The following is a 19,332-nucleotide window of genomic DNA, read 5'->3' as shown; positions in this document are numbered from 1 at the left end:
GCCCGGAACGGAGGAGACGGATGCGCGTGCTGAGCACTCAGGCCGATCCGGGCAGCGCGGAGTTCGCCGCCAACGCGACCGCCCAGCAGATCCTCGCCGAGGAGCTGGCCCGGCGCCTGGAGCGGGCGGCGCAGGGCGGGCCGGAGGCCTCCCGCCTACGGCACGTGGCGCGCGGCAAGCTGCTGCCGCGCGAGCGGGTCGAGCACCTGCTGGACGAGGGCAGCCCGTTCCTGGAGCTCGGTGCCCTGGCCGCGGGAGGGATGTACGACGACGAGTGCCCGGGGGCCGGCGTGATCGCCGGGATCGGCCTGGTCCACGGCCGGCAGGTGATGGTGGTGTGCAACGACGCCACGGTCAAGGGCGGCACCTACTACCCGGTGACGGTCAAGAAGCACCTGCGCGCCCAGGAGATCGCCCTGGAGAACCGGCTGCCCTGCGTCTACCTCGTCGACTCGGGCGGGGCGTACCTGCCGCTGCAGGACGAGGTCTTCCCCGACCGGGAGCACTTCGGGCGGATCTTCTACAACCAGGCCAACCTCTCGGCGGCCCGGATCCCGCAGATCGCGGCCGTGCTCGGCTCCTGCACCGCGGGCGGGGCCTACGTCCCGGCGATGAGCGACGAGACGGTGATCGTCCGCGAGCAGGGCACCATCTTCCTGGGCGGCCCCCCGCTGGTGAAGGCCGCGACCGGCGAGGAGGTCACCGCCGAGGAGCTCGGCGGCGGGGACCTGCACGCCCGGACGTCCGGGGTGGTCGACCATCTCGCGGAGAACGACGTCCACGCCCTGCAGATCGTCCGGGACATCGTGGCGACCCTGCCGCCGCCGGGCCCGCGGGCCTGGCCGGTGGCGGAGGTCGAGGGCCCGGCCGTGGCCGAGGACGAGCTCCCCGGGGTGGTACCGGTGGATCCCAACTCCGGCTACGACGTGCACGAGGTCGTCGCCCGGCTCGTCGACGGCAGCCGCTTCTCCGAGTTCAAGGCCGAGTACGGCACCACGCTGGTCACCGGCTTCGCCCACGTCCACGGCCACCCCGTGGGGATCGTGGCGAGCAACGGGGTGCTCTTCGCGGAGTCGGCGATGAAGGGCGCCCACTTCGTCGAGCTGTGCGACCAGCGGGGGATCCCCCTGCTGTTCCTGCAGAACATCACCGGCTTCATGGTGGGCCGCGACTACGAGGCCGGCGGCATCGCCAAGCACGGCGCCAAGATGGTCACCGCCGTGGCCACCACCCGGGTGCCGAAGCTGACCGTGGTGATCGGCGGCTCCTTCGGCGCCGGCAACTACTCCATGTGCGGGCGGGCCTACTCCCCGCGGTTCCTGTTCCTGTGGCCCCAGGCGAGGATCTCGGTGATGGGCGGCGCCCAGGCCGCCTCGGTGCTGGCCACCGTGAAGGCCGACCAGCTGGCCGCCCGCGGACAGGAGTGGGACCCGGCCGAGCGCGAGGCGTTCATGGCGCCCATCAGGGCCCGGTACGAGGCCCAGGGCAGTCCCTGGTACTCCACCGCCCGGCTGTGGGACGACGGCGTGATCGCCCCCGCCGACACCCGCGAGGTGCTCGGGCTGGCCCTCGAGGTCTGCTCCCGCGCCCCGCTGCCCGAGCCCGCCTTCGGCCTCTTCCGGATGTGATCCCTGTGACCGCCAGCACGCCCCCGCGCCGCTTCGACGTCGTCCTCGTGGCCAACCGCGGGGAGATCGCCCGCCGGATCCTGCGCACGCTCAGGGCCCTGGGGATCCGCTCGGTCGCGGTCTACAGCGAGGCCGACCGCGACGCCGTGCACGTGCGCGAGGCCGACGTGGCCGTGTGCGTGGGCCCGGCGGCACCGGCCGAGAGCTACCTGCGCATCGACGCCGTGCTCGAGGCCGCGCGCGCCACCGGCGCGCAGGCGATCCACCCCGGCTACGGGTTCCTGTCCGAGAACGCCGCCTTCGCCCGGGCGTGTGCCGCCGCGGGGATCGTGTTCATCGGCCCGGGCGTGGAGGCGCTCGAGACGATGGGCGACAAGATCCGCGCCAAGCGGCACGTGTCCGCCGCCGGGGTGCCCACGGTCGCCGGGGTCTCCGAGCCCGGCCTCGACGACGACGCCCTGGTCGCCGCGGCCGCCGGGATGGACTTTCCCGTCCTGATCAAGCCCTCGGCCGGGGGCGGCGGCAAGGGCATGCACGTGGTGGCCACCCCCGGCGAGCTGCCCGAGACCCTGGCCACGGCCCGGCGGGTGGCCGCGGCCGCGTTCGGGGACGACACCCTGCTCCTCGAGCAGCTCGTCGAGTCCCCCCGGCACATCGAGGTGCAGGTCCTCGCCGACGCCCACGGCGCCGTGGTGCACCTGGGGGAGCGGGAGTGCTCCCTGCAGCGGCGGCACCAGAAGGTCATCGAGGAGGCGCCCTCACCGCTGCTGGACCCCGCCACCCGGGAGAGGATCGGGGAGGCCGCCTGCCAGGTGGCCCGCTCCGTGGGCTACACCGGCGCGGGCACCGTGGAGTTCCTGGTGCCCGCCGCCCAGCCCGAGACCTTCTTCTTCATGGAGATGAACACCCGCCTGCAGGTGGAGCACCCCGTCACCGAGCTGGTCACCGGCGTGGACCTCGTGGCGCAGCAGCTCCGCGTCGCCGCGGGAGAACCGCTGGGCCTGGCCCAGGACGACGTGGTGCTCACCGGCCACGCGGTCGAGGCCCGGCTCTACGCCGAGGACCCCGCCCGCGGCTTCCTGCCCACCGCCGGCACCGTGCTGGCGCTGGAGGAGGCCACCGGCCCGGGGATCCGGGTGGACTCCTCCCTGGCGCCGGGACTGACCGTGGGCTCGGACTACGACCCGATGCTCGCCAAGGTCGTCGCCTGGGGCGCCGACCGGGACCAGGCCCTCGACCGGCTCGACCTGGCCCTGGCGCAGACCGTGGTGCTCGGGGTGGGCACCAATACCGAGTACCTGCGCGCCCTGCTGGCCGACCCCGCCGTGCGCGCCGGGGACATGGACACCACCCTCGTCGAGCGGCGCCTGCCCGGGCTGGAGTTCACGGCCCCCGACGAGAGCCACTTCGCCGCCGCGGCCGCCCACCACGCCCGGCACCACCCCGCCGACCCGCGCCCCGCCGGGGACACGAGCCCCTGGTCGCGCCCGGACGGCTGGCGGGCCGCCGGCCGCGCCCGGCCCGCGGTGGTGCTGGCCCACGGGCTCGAGGAGCCCCGCCGGACCGTCGTGAACCCCGCCGTGCGCCTGACCCCGCTGCCGGGCCGTCCGGCCGCGCACCTGCTCGAGACCGGCGGGACGTCGCGGGTGGTCCACGTGGCGGCCGGCGCGGGCGGGGACAGCGTCTGGGTGGGCGAGGACGGCTTCGCCGTCCAACTCGCCGTCCTGTCCCGGGAGCAGCAGCTCGAGCGCACCCTCGCCGCCCTGGAGCGCACGGCCGGGCCCGCCGCCCCGGAGCTGCACTCGCCCATGCCCGGCACCGTCGTCGCCGTCCCGGCCGCCACCGGGGACCGGGTCGCCGAGGGCCAGACCGTGGTGGTGGTCGAGGCCATGAAGATGGAGCACCGCCTGACCGCGCCCACCGCCGGCACCGTCGAGGTCTCCGTGCGGGCCGGCGAGCAGGTGCGGCTGCACCAGCTGCTCGCCCGCGTGGTCCCCGACGCCGTCCCCGGGAACTCCCGTGACGACGTGCCCGACGACAGCCCGGACGGGACGCCCGGCGACGCCCCGGCAGCACCCGGCGGCCACCCGCCGACCGATCCCCGCCCGACCGACCAGGAGCAGAGCGCATGAACTTCGAGCTCGACGAGGAGTACCAGGACCTCTCCGACACCGTCCGCGACTTCGCCGACGAGGTGATCGCCCCCGTCTCCGCGGGATACGACGCGGCCCACGAGTTCCCCTACGACATCGTGGCGCAGATGGGCGAGATGGGCCTGTTCGGCCTGCCCTTCCCCGAGGAGTACGGGGGGATGGGCGGGGACTACTTCGCCCTGTGCCTGGCGCTGGAGCAGATCGCCCGGGTCGACCAGTCCGTGGCCATCACCCTCGAGGCCGGCGTGTCGCTGGGCGCCATGCCCATCTTCCGCTTCGGCACCGAGGAGCAGAAGCAGCGGTGGCTCCCCGACCTCGCCGCGGGCCGGGCGCTCGCCGGGTTCGGCCTCACCGAGCCGGAGGCCGGCTCGGACGCCGGCGGCACCCGCACCACCGCGAAGCGGGAGGACGGGCAGTGGGTGGTCGACGGCGCCAAGGAGTTCATCACCAACTCCGGCACGGACATCACCCGCCTGGTGAACGTCACCGCGGTCACCGGCACCACGGAGCTGCCGGACGGGCGGGTCCGGAAGGACATCTCCACGATCATCGTCCCCACGGACACCCCCGGCTTCCGCGCCGAGAAGGCCTACGACAAGGTCGGCTGGAACGCCTCGGACACCCACCCGCTGTCCCTCCAGGACGTCCGGGTCCCCGAGGGGAACCTGCTGGGGGAGGAGGGCCGCGGCTACGCCAACTTCCTCTCCATCCTCGACGAGGGCCGCATCGCCATCGCGGCACTGGCCACGGGCGCGGCCCAGGGCTGCGTCGAGGAGTCCGTGCGCTACGCGCAGGAGCGGCAGTCCTTCGGCCGCCCCATCGGGGCGAACCAGGCCGTCTCCTTCAAGATCGCCCGCATGCAGGCCCGCGTCCACACCGCCCGACTGGCCTACTACGACGCCGCGTCCCGGATGCTCGCCGGCCGGCCGTTCAAGACGCAGGCCGCGATCGCCAAGCTCGTGGCCGGGGAGGCCGCGATGGACAACGCCCGGGACGCCACCCAGGTCTTCGGCGGCTACGGGTTCATCAACGAGTTCCGGGTGGCCCGCCACTACCGGGACGCCAAGATCCTCGAGGTCGGCGAGGGCACCACCGAGGTGCAGCTCATGCTCATCGCCCGCGAGCTCGGACTCTGAGGAGGCGGCCGTGAGCGAGGAGCGCAAGGTGGTCCGCCAGCGCGGACTGTGGTTCGAGGAGTTCGACGTGGGCACGGTCTACGAGCACGCCCCGGGCCGGACCGTCACCGAGGCGGACAACGTGCTGTTCACGACCCTCACCATGAACACCCAGTCCCTGCACCTGGACGCCGCGTGGGCCGGGCGCCAGCCCTTCGGCCGGCGGCTCGTGAACTCCATGTTCACCCTCTCGACCCTCGTGGGGGCGTCCGTGGCCCAGCTGACCCAGGGCACCATCGTGGCGAACCTGGGCTTCGAGGAGATCGCCTTCCCGCACCCGCTCTTCCACGGGGACACCCTGTACTCCTCCTCCGAGATCCTCGGCGCGCGCCCGTCGTCCTCCCGGCCGGGGCAGGGCATCGTCCGCGTGAAGCACGTGGGCCGCAACCAGGAGGGCGTCGTGGTCGCCGAGTGCACCCGCTCGGTGCTCGTGTGGTCCCGCGACGCCGCCCCGCAGTGACACCCGGCAGCGACAGCGCACCGTGACCTCCCGCAGTGACACCCCGCAGCGACACCCCCGCGAAGGAGCCCCGATGACCGACCCGTTCGCCCTCGGCCCGGCCCTGCTGTTCTGCCCGGCCGACCGCCCCGAGCGCTACGCCAAGGCGGCCGAGCGCGCCGACGCCGTGATCCTCGACCTCGAGGACGCCGTGGCCCCGTCCGCCAAGCCCGCCGCCCGGGACGCCCTCGTGGCCACGCCCCTGGACCCGGCCCGCACGATCGTGCGGATCAACGCCGAGGACACCGAGGACTTCGCCCACGACCTCGTCGCCCTGCGGCACACCGGGTACACCACCGTGATGCTGCCCAAGACCGCCTCCGCGGAACGGCTCGCCGTCGCCGCGGAGCTGGGCCTGCACCGCGTCGTCGCGCTGTGCGAGACCGCGGAGGGCGTGGTCAACGCGGCCGAGATCGCCCGGGCCCCCAACGTGGTCGCGCTGATGTGGGGCGCCGAGGACCTCGTGGCCTCGCTCGGCGGCAGCTCGTCCCGGCGCCGGGACGGCGCCTACCGGGACGTGGCCCGCTCCGCCCGCTCCGCCGTCCTGCTCGCGGCGGGCGCCGCCGGCCGGCCCGCGATCGACGCGGTGCACGTCGACATCGGCGACCACGACGGGCTGCGCGAGGAGGCCCTCGACGCCGTGGCCTCCGGCTTCGCGGCCACCGCCTGCATCCACCCCGGACAGGTCGAGACCATCCGCGCCGCCTACCGGCCCGACGCCGAGGAGCTCGAGGCCGCCCGCGAGCTGCTCGACGCCGCCCGCCGCACCCCCGGCGTCCTCACGTTCCGCGGGCGGATGGTCGACGAGCCCCTGATCCGTCACGCCGAGCGCCTCGTGCGCCGCGCGGACGCCTGAGCAGCCCGTCCGCCCGCACGTACCGCCCCGTCCCTGTCCTGTCCGGAGGAGACCATGAGCCAGCCCCTGACGATCGTCGTCCCCGTCAAGCACGTCCCCGACGCCGCGGGAGACCGCGTCCTCGCCGGGAGCCCGCCCCTGCTCGACCGCTCGTCCGGGATCCTCTCCGAGCTCGACGAGTACGCGCTCGAGGCCGCGGTGCAGATCGTCGAGACGCACGGCGGCGCGGCGGCCGGGCACCGCGTGCTCGCCCTCACCCTGGGCCCGGCGGGCGCGACGGCCGCGCTCAAGCGCGCCCTCCAGCTGGGCGCCGACGCCGGGTTCCACGTGCTCGACGACGCCCTCGTCGGCTCCGACGCCTGGGTCACCGCACGGGTGCTCGCAGCGGCCGTGCAGCGGATCGCCGCCGGGGAGGAGAGAGCCGTGGACCTCGTGCTCACCGGCATGGCCTCCACCGACGGCGAGACGTCCCTGGTCCCCGGCCAGCTCGCCGAGCGGCTCGGTCTCGCCCACGTCGGCTTCGCCAGCGCCCTGGGGCTGGCCGAGGACGGCGCCTCGCTCACGGCCGTCCGGCACACCGAGACCGAAGCCCTGCAGGTCGTCGCTGACCTGCCGGCGCTCGTGGCCGTGACGGACCAGGTCAACACCCCGCGCTATCCCAACTTCAAGGCGATCGTGGCGGCCAAGAAGAAGCCGGTGCAGACGTGGTCGGCCGCCGACCTCGGCCTGGACGCCGGCGCCGTGGGCCTCGCCGGCTCGCTCACCGAGGTGCTCGACGCCGTGCCGCGCCCGCCCCGGGCCGCCGGGGAGGTCCTGGTCGACGAGGGCGAGGGCGGCATCCGCCTCGCCGAGTTCCTCGTGGCCCGGAGGCTCGTCTGAGCGCCCGGCCGCGCCCCGCAGGATCCCCATCGCACGCGCCCGCCCGCCGGGCAGGAGGAGGACGACCATGACCACGACCACGACCGCAGCCCTGGTGGTGCTGGGCGCCGCGGACCGGCTGCGCCGCGCCGACCGGGAGCTGCTCGTGCTCGCGGGCACGCTGGGCGAGACGCACGCCGTCGTGCCGGACGTGCCCGGCGACGCCCTGCTCGACGAGCTGGCCGCCCACGCGGTGGGCACCGTGCACGCCCCGGAGGGCGGGCCCGGCGACCGGCTCACCACGCCGGCGGTCGCGCTCGCGGAGGCCGCCGCCCGGGAGACCGGCGCCGCGGTGCTGCTGCTCGCCGGCACCCCCGAGGCCACGGACGTCGCCGCGCGCCTGGGGGTGCGGCTCGGGGCCGGGGTGATCACCGACGTGGTGGCCCTCGACGCCGACCTCGTCGCCACCAAGTCCGTCCTCGCCGGGGGATGGACCACCCGGTGCCGGGCCACGAGCCCGGTGCTGGTCGTGACCTTCCGCCCCAACTCGGTCGAGATCCCCGCCGAGCTCACCGCGGACGTCACCACTGACGTTCCCACCGACGTCACCGGTGCCGCGCCTGCCGCGGCGCAGCGCCCGCAGGTGCGCACGCACGCGCTCGAGGACACCGTGCCCGCGGCCCGGGTGGTGGGGCGGGCGGAGCTTCCGGCCTCCGGGCGCCCGGCGCTGGGCGAGGCGCGCGTGGTCGTGGCCGGCGGCCGCGGCACGGGTGGGGACTTCGGTCCGCTCGAGGACCTCGCGGACGCCCTCGGCGGGGCGATCGGGGCCTCCCGAGCGGCGGTGGACGCCGGGTGGATCGGCCCCGAGGCGCAGGTGGGCCAGACCGGCCGCACCGTCTCCCCGCAGCTCTACGTCTCGTGCGGGATCTCCGGGGCCGTCCAGCAGCGCGCGGGGATGCAGACGGCGGGGACGATCGTGGCCGTGAACAAGGACGAGCAGGCACCGGTCTTCGAGATCGCCGACCTCGGCATCGTGGGCGACCTCCAGAAGGTGCTGCCCCAGGCGGTCGAGCACCTCCGGGCGCTGCGCGGGTAGGCGCTGACGCGGACCGGTCCTGACGCGGGCCGGCCCGTGGAGCCCCGGGGTGCCGGGGAGCTCAGAATCCGGAGGGGTGCCGCGGGGTGTAGGCCTCCTCGAGGCGGCGGGTCTCCTCCTCGGACAGGTCCAGCTCGACGGCGGCCACGGCGTCGTCGACGTGGTGCTCCTTCGTCGCGCCGACGACCGGCGCCGTCACCGCGGGCCTGCCGGCGACCCACGCGAGGGCGACCTGGGCCATCGGCACGCCGCGCTCACCGGCGACCGCCGCGACCGCGTCCACGATCGCCCGGTTCGCCGCCACGTCCTGTGTGTAGAGGCCCTGGCCGAACGCGTCGGTGCTCTCCCGGGACCCGGAGCCCGCGGAGCCCCACGGCCGTGCCACCCTGCCGCGGGCGAGCGGGCTCCACGGCAGGACCCCCACCCCGGTCGCCCGGCAGAACGGGTGCATCTCCCGTTCCTCCTCGCGCTCGAGCAGGTTGTACTGGTCCTGCATCGAGACGAACGCCGTCCAGCCGTGCAGCTCGGCGACGTGCTGCATCCGGGCGAACTGCCACGCCCACATGCTCGAGGCGCCGAGATAGCGGGCCTTGCCGGCCTTCACGACGTCGTGGAGGGCTTCCATCGTCTCCTCGACGGGGGTCCGCGGGTCGAACCGGTGGATCTGGTACAGGTCGACGTAGTCGGTCCCCAGGCGCTTCAGCGACGCGTCGATCTCGTGCATGATCGCCACCCGGCTCAGTCCGCCGCCGTTGCGGGCGTCCCGCATCCGGCCGTTGACCTTGGTGGCGATCTGGACCTCCTCCCGCGGGGCGATCTCCTTGAGCAGCGTGCCGGTGATCTCCTCACTGGAGCCCAGCGAGTACACGTTCGCCGTGTCGAACGTCGTGATCCCGGCGTCGTGCGCCCGGCGGACGAACGCCCGGGCCTCGTCGAGCCCCACGCTCCACTCGTGCGCTCCCCTGGCCGGGTCCCCGTAGCTCATCATGCCCAGCACCACGGCGCTCACCTCGAGGCCCGAGTTCCCCAGACGGACGGTTCTCATGACGGTTCTCCTTCTCGACGACGGACGATGACGACGACGGCACGGATCCGCGACGACGACGATGCCACCGGCCCGCTCCCGGGCCTGGCAGACCCCTCCCGGCGGGACGGGCCCGTGGGCTCAGCGCACCACGGTCCGGTGGCCGGCGTCCAGCCGCCGGGTCCAGCCGCGGGCGTCGAGGTGCTCGAGCAGCGGGATCGCGACGCGCCGGGAGGTGCCGAGCGCCTGGCGCGCCTGGCTCGTGGTGAAGGGCTGCGGCAGCCGGGCGAGCTCGCGCATCGCCAGGGCGGGAGCGGTGGGGAGCAGCACGACACCGTCCCCCAGGCGGAGCAGCCGGCCGGTGCGCTCGGCCGCCGCGAGCTCACGGGCGCCGAGCCGCAGCGCCGTCAGGTCGTCGGCCTCCGGGCTCCGGAAGGGCTCGGCCCCGAGCCGTCGCTCCAGCTCGAGCACCGCGGTCTCGTGGGCGCCGAGGCCGCCGCGGTGGTGCGGGGACCGGATGTGCCCGCCGTCCTGCTCCAGGCCGGCGCCGCGGACCACGGGGTCGACCAGCACGGCGTCCGGCAGCGCGAGCAGGTCACGGGCCGCGCCCCGCGAGAGACCTGCGGCCAAGGGGTCACGGGCGTGCAGCTCGTCCACCGCGGTGCGCAGCCGCTGCGTCCAGGACTCGAGCACGGGGGCGTGCACCCACCAGTCGCCGAGCACGCGCACGTCACCGGGCGGGGCCGTGCCCGCGGCGGGCAGCAGCCCGAGGCGGTGCAGGTGCTGCGCCTGCACCGCACCGCGGCGGGCCACCTCCACGCCGACGTCCCCGCGCACGTCCATGCCGGCGAGCCGGGCGCCCCGGCGCGCCCGGTCGCCGCGGCGCCCCAGCGCGGGCGGATCGGCGTCGAGGACCTGGGCCCCGCCGAGCACCGAGCGGCTGCCGGGGTCGCGGAGCACCAGACGGTCCCCGAGGACCAGGGGCAGGGGCCGGTCGAGGACCAGCCGGGCGTGGTCGTCGTCGAACGGGCTCAGCCGGGCGGGCACCGCCGCGGTGCCCGCGTGGACCACGAGGTGCTCGGCCGTGTCCGTGAGGGCGGGGCCGGTGGCGCGGCGGACGTCGAGGACGCCGGCGAGCGGCCACGTGCCGGGGGTGACCAGGGCGTCGCCGCGGTGCACGTCCGCGGCGGACACTCCGCGCAGGTTGAGCGCCACGCGGGTGTACGGCTCCAGCGCGGTGTGCGGGGTGTTCCGGCTGTGCATGCCGCGGACCACGACCGGCACGGACCCGCCGTGGCCGAGCAGGTGCAGCCGGTCGCCCTGCCGGAGCGTTCCCGCGGTCAGCGTGCCGGTCACCACCGTGCCGGAACCGGTGATCGTGAAGGAGCGGTCCACCCACAGCCGCAGTCGCCCCTCGGCGGGGGCGGGCGCCCGTGCCAGGACGTCGTCGAGGACGGCGCGCAGCTCGGTGAGGCCCGTGCCCTCGAGGGCCGAGACGGTGACCGCGGGCGCGTCGTGCAGACCGGTCCGGGCCAGTTCCGCGCGGACCTGGGCGAGCACCTCGCCGGTGCGCCCGGGCGCCCGGTCGGCGCGGGTGAGCACCACCACGCCGTGCTCGATGCCGAGGGCCGCGACGGCGTCGCGGTGGTCGCCGGACTGGGCCTGCCAGCCCTCGTCGACCGCGACCACGAAGCAGACGACGGGCGCCGGGCCGAGGCCGGCGAGCATGTTGCCGAGGAAGCGCTCGTGGCCCGGGACGTCCACGAAGGCGACGTCGCGCCCGGACGGCAGGGTGGTCCAGGCGTAGCCCAGGTCGATGGTCAGCCCGCGGCGGCGCTCCTCCTCCCACCGGTCGGGCTCCATGCCGGTGAGGGCCCGCACCAGGGTGCTCTTGCCGTGGTCGACGTGCCCGGCCGTGGCGACGACGTGCACGCTCACGGGGTCCCGCCGGGGGTGCCGTCCGCCGCGGCGAGGGCGGTCAGCGCCGCCTGCACCGCGGCGTGCAGGCGCTCGTCGTCGGTCTCGGGCACGCAGCGCAGGTCGAGCAGGCACGCCCGGTCGTGGACCCGGGGGAGCACGGCGGGGCGGCCCGAGCGCAGCAGCGGGGCCGCCGCCTCGGGCAGCCGCACCGCCCACCCCGGCAGGGGCACGCCGGGCGCGCCGCCGCCGCCCACGCGGCCGTCGTGCGGGACCACCGGTGCGCCGACGGCCGCGCCGAGCCGTTCGACCCGGTCGCGGAGCCGGTCCGGGTCCGCGTGCAGCGCGCGCACGACCGGAGCGGGGCCCCCCGTGACTGTGGCCTCCAGCGCGGCGAGCGCGAGCTTGTCGGCGCGGACCGCCCGGGCGAGGGGGTGGGCGGCCAGCCGGGCGACGACGTCCGAGCGGCCGAGCACCAGCCCGGCCTGCGGGCCGCCGAGCAGCTTGTCGCCGCTGGCGATGACGATGTCGGCGCCGTCCTCGAGGGCGGAGGCGGCATCGGGCTCGGACGGCAGGTGCGGGTCGGGGGTCAGCAGCCCGCTGCCGAGGTCGGCCACCAGGGGCACGCCGTGGGCCCGGGCCAGCGGTCGCAGCTCGCCGACCTCGACGCCCGAGGTGAACCCCTCCAGCCGGAAGTTGCTCGGGTGCACCTTGAGGAGGCACCCGGTCTCCGGGCCGATCGCCCCGGCGTAGTCGCGCAGGTGGGTCCGGTTGGTCGTGCCCACCTCGCGCAGCCGGGCGCCGGTGGACTCGATCAGCTCCGGCAGCCGGAAGCCGGCCCCGATCTCGACGAGCTCGCCGCGGCTGATCACGACCTCGCGGCCGGCGGCCAGGGCCGTGGTGGCCAGCACCAGGGCGGCCGCCCCGTTGTTGACGACCAGCGCGTCCTGGGCGGGAGGGCAGGCGGCGAGCAGGGCCGCCCGGGCCGCGGCGCCGCGGCGGGAGCGGGTGCCGGTCCCCAGGTCGAGCTCCACGTCGACGTACCCGCCGGCCGTGACCAGCGCGTCGAGGGCGGCCGCGGACAGCGGGGCGCGGCCGAGGTTGGTGTGCACCACCACGCCGGTGGCGTTGAGCACCGGCGTCAGGCTCGAGGCCGAGCGGGTCTCGAGCGCGGCGAGCACCGCCGGCTCGACCTCGTCGGGGGCGATCTCGCCGCGCCGCGCCCGGTCCTGGGTCTCGCGCACCAGCGCGCGGACGACGCCCTCGCTCAGCCGGTCGCGGGCCCGGCGGACGGGCGGCAGGGCCAGGAGCTGGTCGGTGCGCGGGATCAGCCGGCGCGGGTCGTCCGGGGCCACAGTCCCTCCTCGTCGGGCGGCACACGGTGCGGGTGGGCAGTACGGGTGGGCAGTGCGGAGGTTGGCGGAGGCGGACGGGAATCGAACCCGCCAGACCGAGGTGCTCGGTCTCACCGGTTTTGAAGACCGGGGGGCCCACCAGGACCCGGACGCCTCCGGCACCCAACCTAGCACCGCTGCCCCCAGTAGGCTGACGGCATGGAACAGACCCGGACGTCGAACCCGCCCCTGCCCGCGCCCGGAGCGGTCCGGCTGACCGGCTTCGCCCACGGCGGCGGGTGCGCCTGCAAGATCCCTCCGGGCGAGCTCGAGGACGCGGTCCGGGGTCTCACCGGCCAGTCGGGGGCCGGCGTGCTGGTCGGTCTCGACGACGGCGACGACGCCGCGGCCGTCCTGGTGCGCGACGACCTTGCGGTGCTGTCCACCGCCGACTTCTTCACCCCGGTCGTCGACGACGCCTACGACTGGGGCCGGATCGCCGCCGCGAACGCGCTGTCGGACGTCTACGCCATGGGCGGGCGCCCGGTCATGGCGATCAACCTGGTCGGGTGGCCCCGGGACCAGCTCCCGATGGAGCTGCTGACCGAGGTGCTCCGCGGCGGACTGGCGGTCGCGTCCGAGGCGGGGTGCCCGGTGATCGGGGGGCACTCCATCGACGACCCGGAACCGAAGTACGGCATGGCCGTGACCGGCGTCGCCGACCCGGACCGGCTGCTGCGCAACGACGCCGCCGCGCCGGGGCTGCCCCTCACCCTCACCAAGCCGATCGGCGTGGGGCTGCTCAACAACCGGCACAAGGCGACCGGCGAGGTGTTCGCCGAGGCGATCGCCACCATGACCATGCTCAACCGGGACGCGGCCGGGGCGGCGCTGACGGCCGGGGCCCGGGCGGCCACGGACGTCACCGGCTTCGGGCTGCTCGGGCACCTGCACAAGATGTGCCGTGCCTCCGGGGTCGGCGCGGTGCTCGACCGGAGCGCCGTGCCCCTCGTCGGGGGCGCGGCCCGGGCGCTGCGGGACGGCTACGTCTCCGGCGGGACCCGCCGCAACCTCGACTGGGTGCGCCCGCACCTGCAGGCCGCGCCCGGTGTTCCCGAGGACGACCTGCTGCTGCTGGCCGACGCGCAGACCTCGGGCGGCCTGCTGGTCGTCGGCGAGGTGCCCGGGTACCCCGTGATCGGTCACACGGTCGCCGGGTCCGGCATCACGGTGCGCTGAGCCCCGTCCCGGGACGGGGCCGGTCGCTCAGCCGGCGGTGGTGATCGAGTCGTCGGTCACCCCGGCGGCGCGGCGCGCGGCCAGCCGCGCCTTCTGCGGCTCGATCGTGTAGCGGGGGTCCACGGCCGAGTGGAGACCGGCCTCCATCACGCCGAACCGGGTCAGCGCCGAGGAGGCCAGCAGGGCCAGTCCCGAGACCGCGGCGACGGCCCGGTGCCGTCCGCCCAGCAGCGTGCCGAGACCGCCGGCGACCGCCAGCCGCTCGCTCCACGCCAGCATGGTCCCGGCCTGGCCGTGGTGCAGCGGCTCGGCCGCCACCGGGTCCATCCGGCGCTCCATGAGCTTCGTGGCGACGAGTTCCCCCGCCACCCCCAGCACGGCGAGCCGCCGGGCGGGGCCGGCCTCGCCGACCGACGTCGTGATCATCGCCAGACCGCCGGAGGCGAGGCTCGCCGAGCTCACGAAGACGAACGCCAGGTCCTCGCGGGCGGCGTTCCACGTGGGCGTCGCCGTGTCGGAGAGCAGGGCCGCGGTGTAGGCGGCGAGCGGACCGGCGAAGACCGCGGCCTCGACACCGGCCGGCCCCTCGACGGCGCGCAGCACCGGGCGCAGCGGGCCCAGCGGCAGCCGGGAGCCGGTCATCCGGTCGACCTCGGCCGCGACCGCGGTCCCCATGCCGGCCCCGAAGGCGCTGAGGATCCAGGTGCCCATGCTCATCGGCGAGGTCGGCTTGAACGTGCGCAGCATGTGCAGGAAGCGCTCGGGGCGGCCGAGATCCGCGACCAGGGCCGCTCCGCCGAGGCCGAGCGCGGTCACCGAGCCCAGCCGGGCGTTGCGGCGCAGCTCGTCCCGGCCGGTGAGCTGGCCGCCGAGCGCGAGCAGCGCCGAGCCGCCGGCCACGCCGCCGAGGAACAGGTACGCGGCCACCTCGTGGCCCCAGGGCGCCGGCTTGACCACCGGGCGGCCGTAGTAGGAGCCGAACTCCGGCTCCGGGACCATCGGCATCTCCCGGGAGCCGTCGCCGCCACCGCCCTGCCCGGCGCCCCGGCGGCGCGGGCCGTCCCGCCGCCGGCGGCGCGGCGGCTCGGGCGGACGGTAGCTGTCGAACTCGGACAGGCTCACGAACGGCCTCCCGCGAAGGCCAGGGCGACGGCGGCGAGCATGCCCGCCGCGGCCAGGCCGGCCCGCTGGTACATCCGGGGCAGGTCCGCGGTCGGCACCCGCGGGTCGGGGGGGAGGCCGTAGACCTCCGGCTCGTCGAGCAGCAGGAACACCGATCCGGTGCCGCCGACGCCGTCCAGCTCGTTGGCGCCGTAGAGCCTCGCCTCGGTGCGCCCCTGCGCGTGCAGCTCGGCGACCCGGTGCCGGGCCTGGTCGACCATGTCGTCGTGCTCGCCGTACTTGATGGACGTCGTCGGGCACGTCTGCGCGCACGCGGGCGTCTGGTCGTCCACCATGCGGTCGTAGCACAGGGTGCACTTCTGGGCGACGCCCACGTTCTTGACCTCGGGCTTGCCCGGCTGCCCGTCCCGTTCCGTCCGCGGTGCGGCCGTGCCGTCGGTGCGCCGCTCGATCACGCCGAACGGGCACCCGGCCACGCAGGTGCCGCACCCGTTGCACACGTCGTCCTGCACCACCACGGTGCCGTGCTCGGTGCGGAACAGCGCCCCGGTGGGACAGACGTCGAGGCACCCGGCGTGCGTGCAGTGCTTGCAGACGTCGGAGGACATCAGCCAGCGGAACTCCGGGGTGTCCGGAGGGGTCGTGTCCTCCGAGGCCGTCTGCGGGCGTGCCTCGGGCGGGCCGACGCGCGGCATGCCCAGGCTCACGAGCTTGCGCCCGGACTCGCGGGCCTCCTCGATGCGCTCGTTGTCCTGCTCGACGAACGCCACGTGCCGCCAGGTGCTGGCGCCCAGGGAGCCGGTGTTGTCGTAGGAGGACTCGAGCAGCTGGAGGTCCCCGTCCTGCGGGTTCTGGTTCCACTCCTTGCAGGCCACCTCGCAGGCCTTGCACCCGATGCAGATCGAGGTGTCCGTGAAGAAGCCCTTCCGCGCGTGCTGGTGCTCCCAGTGCGCGTCGGCCGTGGGATCGGTCGGTCCGGCCAGTTGGCCCATCAGTGCTCCCTCGTCGGGTCGGTGGTCGGGTCGGTGGCCGGGTCCGTCGTCGGGGCGGCGTCGGGGGCGTCGATCCGGGTGTTGCCGGTCTCCACGGTGGCGCCCGCGCGCTGCTGGTACTCCCCGACCAGGTCGAGCAGTCCGGGACCGCGGGGCCGGCGGCCCGGGCGGATGTGGCAGGAGCCGACCTTGGAGTCCTGGATCTGCACGTTGGGCTCGAGCGTCAGGCCCAGCAGGTCGTTGGCGGAGTCGCCGCTGACCACGGCGTCGTCGCCCACGCCCCAGTGGTACGGGAGCCCGATCTGGTGCACGGTGTGCCCGCCCACCACGAGCGGGGTCATCCGCTCGGTGACGAGCACCCGCGCCTCGATCGCCGCCCGGGGCGAGACGATCGTGGCCCAGCCGTACGGCTCCAGCCCGCACTCGGCGGCGAGCTCGGGGGAGACCTCGCAGAACATCTCCGGCTGCAGCTCCGAGAGGTAGGGCAGCCAGCGGCTCATGCCGCCGGCGGTGTGGTGCTCGGTGAGCCGGTACGTGGTGAACACGTAGGGGTACACGTCCGCCCCCGGCTCCCCGGCGCTCGGGGCGCTGAGGTTGTCCTGGCGGGCGAACAGCACCCGGGAGGGGTTGCGCTGCTGGCGGTACAGGGCGTTGGCGACCGGTGACTCCTGCGGCTCGTAGTGCGTGGGCAGCGGCCCGTCCAGCACCCCCTTGGGCGCGTACAGCCAGCCCTTGCCGTCGGCCTGCATGATGAACGGGTCGTCGCCGGCGAGGGCGGCCGCGCCCCCGGTGTCCGGATCGGGACGGGTGCCCGGGGCGAGGTGCAACGGGAAGTCGGGCACGTCGTCCCCGACCCACTGGTCCTGCTCCTCGTCCCACCACACGAGCTTCTTGCGCTCGCTCCAGGGCCGGCCCTCCGGATCGGCCGAGGCGCGGTTGTAGAGCAGACGGCGGTTGGCCGGCCACGCCCAGCCCCACTCCAGCGCGGCGGAGTCCTGCTCCTGGCCCGGCCTGCGCAGGGCGGCGCGGTTGACGCCGTCGGCGTAGACCCCGGTGTAGATCCAGCAGCCGCCGGCGGTCGAGCCGTCCGCGCGCATCTCGGTGTACGAGGACAGCGGTCTCCCGGCGTCCGGGCCGGTGAGGTGGCGGCCGTTGATCTCGGCGAGCACCGCCTCGGGGTCCGGCTCGCCGTGCTCGTCGACGGGGTAGTCCCAGGTGAGGTCGAGCAGCGGGCGGTCGCGCTCGTCCTCGGACTCGGCCAGTCGCTCCCGCATCCGCCGGCCCAGTTCGAAGAAGAACTGCAGCTCGCTCTGGCACTCGCCCGGCGGAGCCACGGCCTGGTGGCGCCACTGCAGCAGCCGCTGGGTCTGGGTGAACGTGCCCGACTTCTCCACGTGCGTGGCGGCGGGCAGGAAGAACACCTCGGTCTCGATGTCCTCGGTGCGCAGCTCGCCCGAGGCGATCTCGGGACCGTCCTTCCACCAGGTCGCCGACTCGATGAGGTTGAGGTCCCGCACCACCAGCCACTTGAGGTGGGACATGGCCATCCGCTGCATCCGGCCGTTGGAGGACCCCACCGCGGGGTTCTGGCCGAGCAGGAAGTACCCCTCCACCTCGTCCTCGAGCATCTTCGTCAGCGTCTGGAAGGTGCCGTGGGCCCCGGTGAGGCGCGGCAGGTAGTCGTAGGCCCAGTCGTTGTCCGCGGTGGCGGCGTCCCCCCACCAGGCCTTGAGCAGGCTCGTGGTGTAGGCGTCGGCCTCGGCCCAGTAGCCCTTCTGCTTCTTCGACGCGATCGCGGCCAGGTAGTCGTCGAACGTGTCGTGGGTGCCGGCCAGCGGCATCGGCAGGTAGCCGGGCAGCAGGTTGAACAGCGTCGGGATGTCGGTCGAGCCCTGGATGCTGGCGTGCCCGCGCAGGGCCATGATCCCTCCGCCGGGACGGCCCATGTTGCCCAGCAGCAGCTGCAGGATCGAGGCGGTGCGGATGAACTGCGCGCCCAGGCTGTGCTGGGTCCAGCCCACGGCGTAGGCGAAGCAGGTGGTCCGCTCCCGTCCGGAGTTCTCGGTGATGGAGCGGGCCAGGTACGCGAAGTCCTCGGGGCCGATGCCGCACACCTCCTGCACCATCTCCGGGGTGTAGCGCACGAAGTGCCGCTTGAGGATCTGGAACACCGTCCGGGGGTCCTGCAGGGTGTCGTCGCGCTGCATGCGGGCGTGCTCCATCGGGGCGCCGCCGCTGCCGAGCTGCTGGCCGGCGGCCTCGGCCACCGCCTCTGCCCCTGCCTCGGCCCCGTCCTCGGGGTCGCCCGCGGGCGCGTCCACCTTGCCGTCGCCGTTCCCGGAGCCGTCCTCCTTCTCGTCGTAGGCCCAGGTGGACATGTCGTACTGGCCGGTCTCCGGGTCGAACCCGGAGAACAGCCCGTCGAGGTCCTCGGCGTCGCGGTACTCCTCGTTCACGATCGTGGCCGCGTTGGTGTAGGCGCGGACGTACTCCTCGAACCACAGGTCATGGGTGAGCACGTGGTTGATCAGCGCGCCGAGCAGCACGATGTCGGAGCCGGCCCGGATCGGGACGTGCTTGTCAGCGACGGCCGAGGTGCGGGTGAAGCGCGGGTCGACGTGGATGACCCGGGCGCCGCGGGCCTTGGCCTCCGTCACCCACTGGTAGCCCACGGGGTGGCACTCGGCCATGTTGGAGCCCTGGATGACGATGCAGTCGGCGTTGGCCATGTCCTGCAGGGACTGCGTCGCGCCACCGCGACCGAACGAGGCTCCCAGACCGGGAACCGTGGCGGAGTGTCAAATACGGGCCTGGTTCTCGATCTGGATCGCTCCCGCGGCGGTGAAGAGCTTCTTGATCAGGTAGTTCTCCTCGTTGTCCAGCGTGGCGCCGCCCAGGGCGGCGAAGCCCATCGTGCGGCGCAGCGGACGGCCCTGCTCGTCGGCGTCCTGCCACCCGTTGCGGCGGGCCTCGAGGACGCGGTCGGCCACCATCTCGACGGCGGTGTCGAGGTCCAGGCGCTGCCACTCGGTGGCCCGGGGCGCACGGTAGAGCACCTCGGTCTGCCGGCCGGGCGCGTTGACGAGCTGCTCGCTGGCCGAGCCCTTGGGGCACAGGCGGCCGCGGGAGATCGGCGAGTCCGGGTCGCCCTCGATCTGGACGACCTTCTCGTCCTTGACGTACACCCGCTGGCCGCAGCCGACCGCGCAGTACGGGCACACGCTCTGCACCACCCGGTCCGCGGTGCTCGTGCGCGGTGTCGTGGACCGGGTGCGCTCCGAGGTCACTGCCGGGCCGCGACCGAGCAGGTCGCCCGAACGGATCTGCCGGAGGACCGGCCACTCCAGAGGACTGAATCGTGACATGTCAGGAGCATAGCCCGCCGGGCCGCAGAGTGTCAGGGGCCACACCGGCGGGCGGTGCGCGCGGACGCCCGCCG

General features: G+C 75.0%; 14 protein-coding genes and 1 tRNA gene. 8 read left to right on the top strand and 7 right to left on the bottom strand.

Annotated elements, in window-relative coordinates; genetic code table 11:
- Positions 1-20 precede the first annotated feature (20 nt).
- The 7 genes from ACFYE3_RS16780 (at position 21) to ACFYE3_RS16750 (ending at position 8,265) form a co-directional block, all read left to right on the top strand.
- Complete coding sequence (locus ACFYE3_RS16780; protein WP_387610988.1) at positions 21-1,628, top strand: carboxyl transferase domain-containing protein; 1,608 nt, start codon at positions 21-23, stop codon at positions 1,626-1,628.
- Complete coding sequence (locus tag ACFYE3_RS16775) at positions 1,625-3,760, top strand: ATP-binding protein (protein ID WP_387610986.1); 2,136 nt, start codon at positions 1,625-1,627, stop codon at positions 3,758-3,760. Before ACFYE3_RS16780 ends, ACFYE3_RS16775 begins: the two co-directional genes overlap by 4 nt.
- Complete coding sequence (locus ACFYE3_RS16770; RefSeq protein ID WP_387610984.1) at positions 3,757-4,917, top strand: acyl-CoA dehydrogenase family protein; 1,161 nt, start codon at positions 3,757-3,759, stop codon at positions 4,915-4,917. Before ACFYE3_RS16775 ends, ACFYE3_RS16770 begins: the two co-directional genes overlap by 4 nt.
- 10 nt (positions 4,918-4,927) lie before the next feature.
- Positions 4,928-5,416 carry a MaoC family dehydratase gene (locus ACFYE3_RS16765; protein ID WP_387610982.1) on the top strand — a complete coding sequence of 163 codons (489 nt, stop codon included), beginning with the start codon at positions 4,928-4,930 and terminating at the stop codon, positions 5,414-5,416.
- 73 nt (positions 5,417-5,489) lie between these two features.
- Positions 5,490-6,311 carry an HpcH/HpaI aldolase/citrate lyase family protein gene (locus tag ACFYE3_RS16760; protein WP_387610980.1) on the top strand — a complete coding sequence of 274 codons (822 nt, stop codon included), beginning with the start codon at positions 5,490-5,492 and terminating at the stop codon, positions 6,309-6,311.
- A 54-nt stretch (positions 6,312-6,365) separates the two neighbouring features.
- On the top strand, positions 6,366-7,190 hold the full coding sequence (locus ACFYE3_RS16755; RefSeq protein ID WP_387610978.1) for an electron transfer flavoprotein subunit beta/FixA family protein: 825 nt from the start codon (positions 6,366-6,368) through the stop codon (positions 7,188-7,190).
- Positions 7,191-7,257: 67 nt separating this feature from the next.
- A complete protein-coding gene (locus ACFYE3_RS16750; RefSeq protein WP_387610976.1) occupies positions 7,258-8,265 on the top strand; it encodes an electron transfer flavoprotein subunit alpha/FixB family protein in 1,008 nt (335 codons plus the stop codon).
- Positions 8,266-8,326: 61 nt separating this feature from the next.
- Here ACFYE3_RS16750 and ACFYE3_RS16745 read toward each other — a convergent pair whose 3' ends face one another.
- The 4 genes from ACFYE3_RS16745 to ACFYE3_RS16730 all read right to left on the bottom strand — a co-directional run bounded on the left by ACFYE3_RS16745 (position 8,327) and on the right by ACFYE3_RS16730 (position 12,718).
- On the bottom strand, positions 8,327-9,310 hold the full coding sequence (locus tag ACFYE3_RS16745) for an aldo/keto reductase (RefSeq protein WP_387610974.1): 984 nt from the start codon (positions 9,308-9,310) through the stop codon (positions 8,327-8,329).
- Between the two features lie 120 nt (positions 9,311-9,430).
- Positions 9,431-11,221 carry a selenocysteine-specific translation elongation factor gene (selB, locus tag ACFYE3_RS16740; protein ID WP_387611012.1) on the bottom strand — a complete coding sequence of 597 codons (1,791 nt, stop codon included), beginning with the start codon at positions 11,219-11,221 and terminating at the stop codon, positions 9,431-9,433.
- Positions 11,222-11,223: 2 nt separating this feature from the next.
- Positions 11,224-12,561, bottom strand: a complete 1,338-nt coding sequence (selA, locus tag ACFYE3_RS16735; protein ID WP_387610972.1) for an L-seryl-tRNA(Sec) selenium transferase — start codon at positions 12,559-12,561, stop codon at positions 11,224-11,226.
- A 62-nt stretch (positions 12,562-12,623) separates the two neighbouring features.
- Positions 12,624-12,718, bottom strand: a tRNA-Sec gene (locus ACFYE3_RS16730).
- Positions 12,719-12,759: 41 nt separating this feature from the next.
- Here ACFYE3_RS16730 and selD point away from each other — a divergent pair.
- Positions 12,760-13,779, top strand: coding sequence for a selenide, water dikinase SelD (gene selD, locus ACFYE3_RS16725; protein WP_387610970.1), 1,020 nt, complete (start codon positions 12,760-12,762; stop codon positions 13,777-13,779).
- A 27-nt stretch (positions 13,780-13,806) separates the two neighbouring features.
- On the opposite strand, the gene nrfD is transcribed toward selD, so the two are convergent.
- The 3 genes from nrfD to fdh are packed head-to-tail and all read right to left on the bottom strand — an operon-like array spanning position 13,807 to position 19,258.
- Positions 13,807-14,901 (bottom strand): NrfD/PsrC family molybdoenzyme membrane anchor subunit, encoded by a 1,095-nt coding sequence (gene nrfD, locus ACFYE3_RS16720; protein WP_387610969.1) that lies wholly within the window; start codon positions 14,899-14,901, stop codon positions 13,807-13,809.
- Positions 14,898-15,893 carry a 4Fe-4S dicluster domain-containing protein gene (locus tag ACFYE3_RS16715; protein ID WP_387610968.1) on the bottom strand — a complete coding sequence of 332 codons (996 nt, stop codon included), beginning with the start codon at positions 15,891-15,893 and terminating at the stop codon, positions 14,898-14,900. Before ACFYE3_RS16715 ends, nrfD begins: the two co-directional genes overlap by 4 nt.
- Complete coding sequence (gene fdh, locus ACFYE3_RS16710) at positions 15,893-19,258, bottom strand: formate dehydrogenase (protein ID WP_387610966.1); 3,366 nt, start codon at positions 19,256-19,258, stop codon at positions 15,893-15,895. The genes ACFYE3_RS16715 and fdh overlap by 1 nt, the downstream gene beginning before the upstream one ends.
- Between the last annotated feature and the right edge of the window lie 74 nt (positions 19,259-19,332).

Source organism: Kocuria arenosa (assembly GCF_042879215.1).
Classification (GTDB): domain Bacteria; phylum Actinomycetota; class Actinomycetes; order Actinomycetales; family Micrococcaceae; genus Kocuria; species Kocuria arenosa.
Note: the sequence above shows the minus strand (reverse complement) of the source record. Positions and strands in the feature narration are given on the sequence as shown.

What these genes read in the sequence shown, in the direction of transcription:
- ACFYE3_RS16750 (WP_387610976.1), top strand. Translation starts at nt 7,258, where the DNA reads ATGACCACGACCACGACCGCAGCCCTGGTGGTGCTGGGCGCCGCGGAC.
- ACFYE3_RS16755 (WP_387610978.1), top strand. Translation starts at nt 6,366, where the DNA reads ATGAGCCAGCCCCTGACGATCGTCGTCCCCGTCAAGCACGTCCCCGAC.
- ACFYE3_RS16780 (WP_387610988.1), top strand. Translation starts at nt 21, where the DNA reads ATGCGCGTGCTGAGCACTCAGGCCGATCCGGGCAGCGCGGAGTTCGCC.
- ACFYE3_RS16715 (WP_387610968.1), bottom strand. Translation starts at nt 15,893, where the DNA reads ATGGGCCAACTGGCCGGACCGACCGATCCCACGGCCGACGCGCACTGG.
- ACFYE3_RS16770 (WP_387610984.1), top strand. Translation starts at nt 3,757, where the DNA reads ATGAACTTCGAGCTCGACGAGGAGTACCAGGACCTCTCCGACACCGTC.
- ACFYE3_RS16760 (WP_387610980.1), top strand. Translation starts at nt 5,490, where the DNA reads ATGACCGACCCGTTCGCCCTCGGCCCGGCCCTGCTGTTCTGCCCGGCC.
- selD (WP_387610970.1), top strand. Translation starts at nt 12,760, where the DNA reads ATGGAACAGACCCGGACGTCGAACCCGCCCCTGCCCGCGCCCGGAGCG.
- ACFYE3_RS16745 (WP_387610974.1), bottom strand. Translation starts at nt 9,310, where the DNA reads ATGAGAACCGTCCGTCTGGGGAACTCGGGCCTCGAGGTGAGCGCCGTG.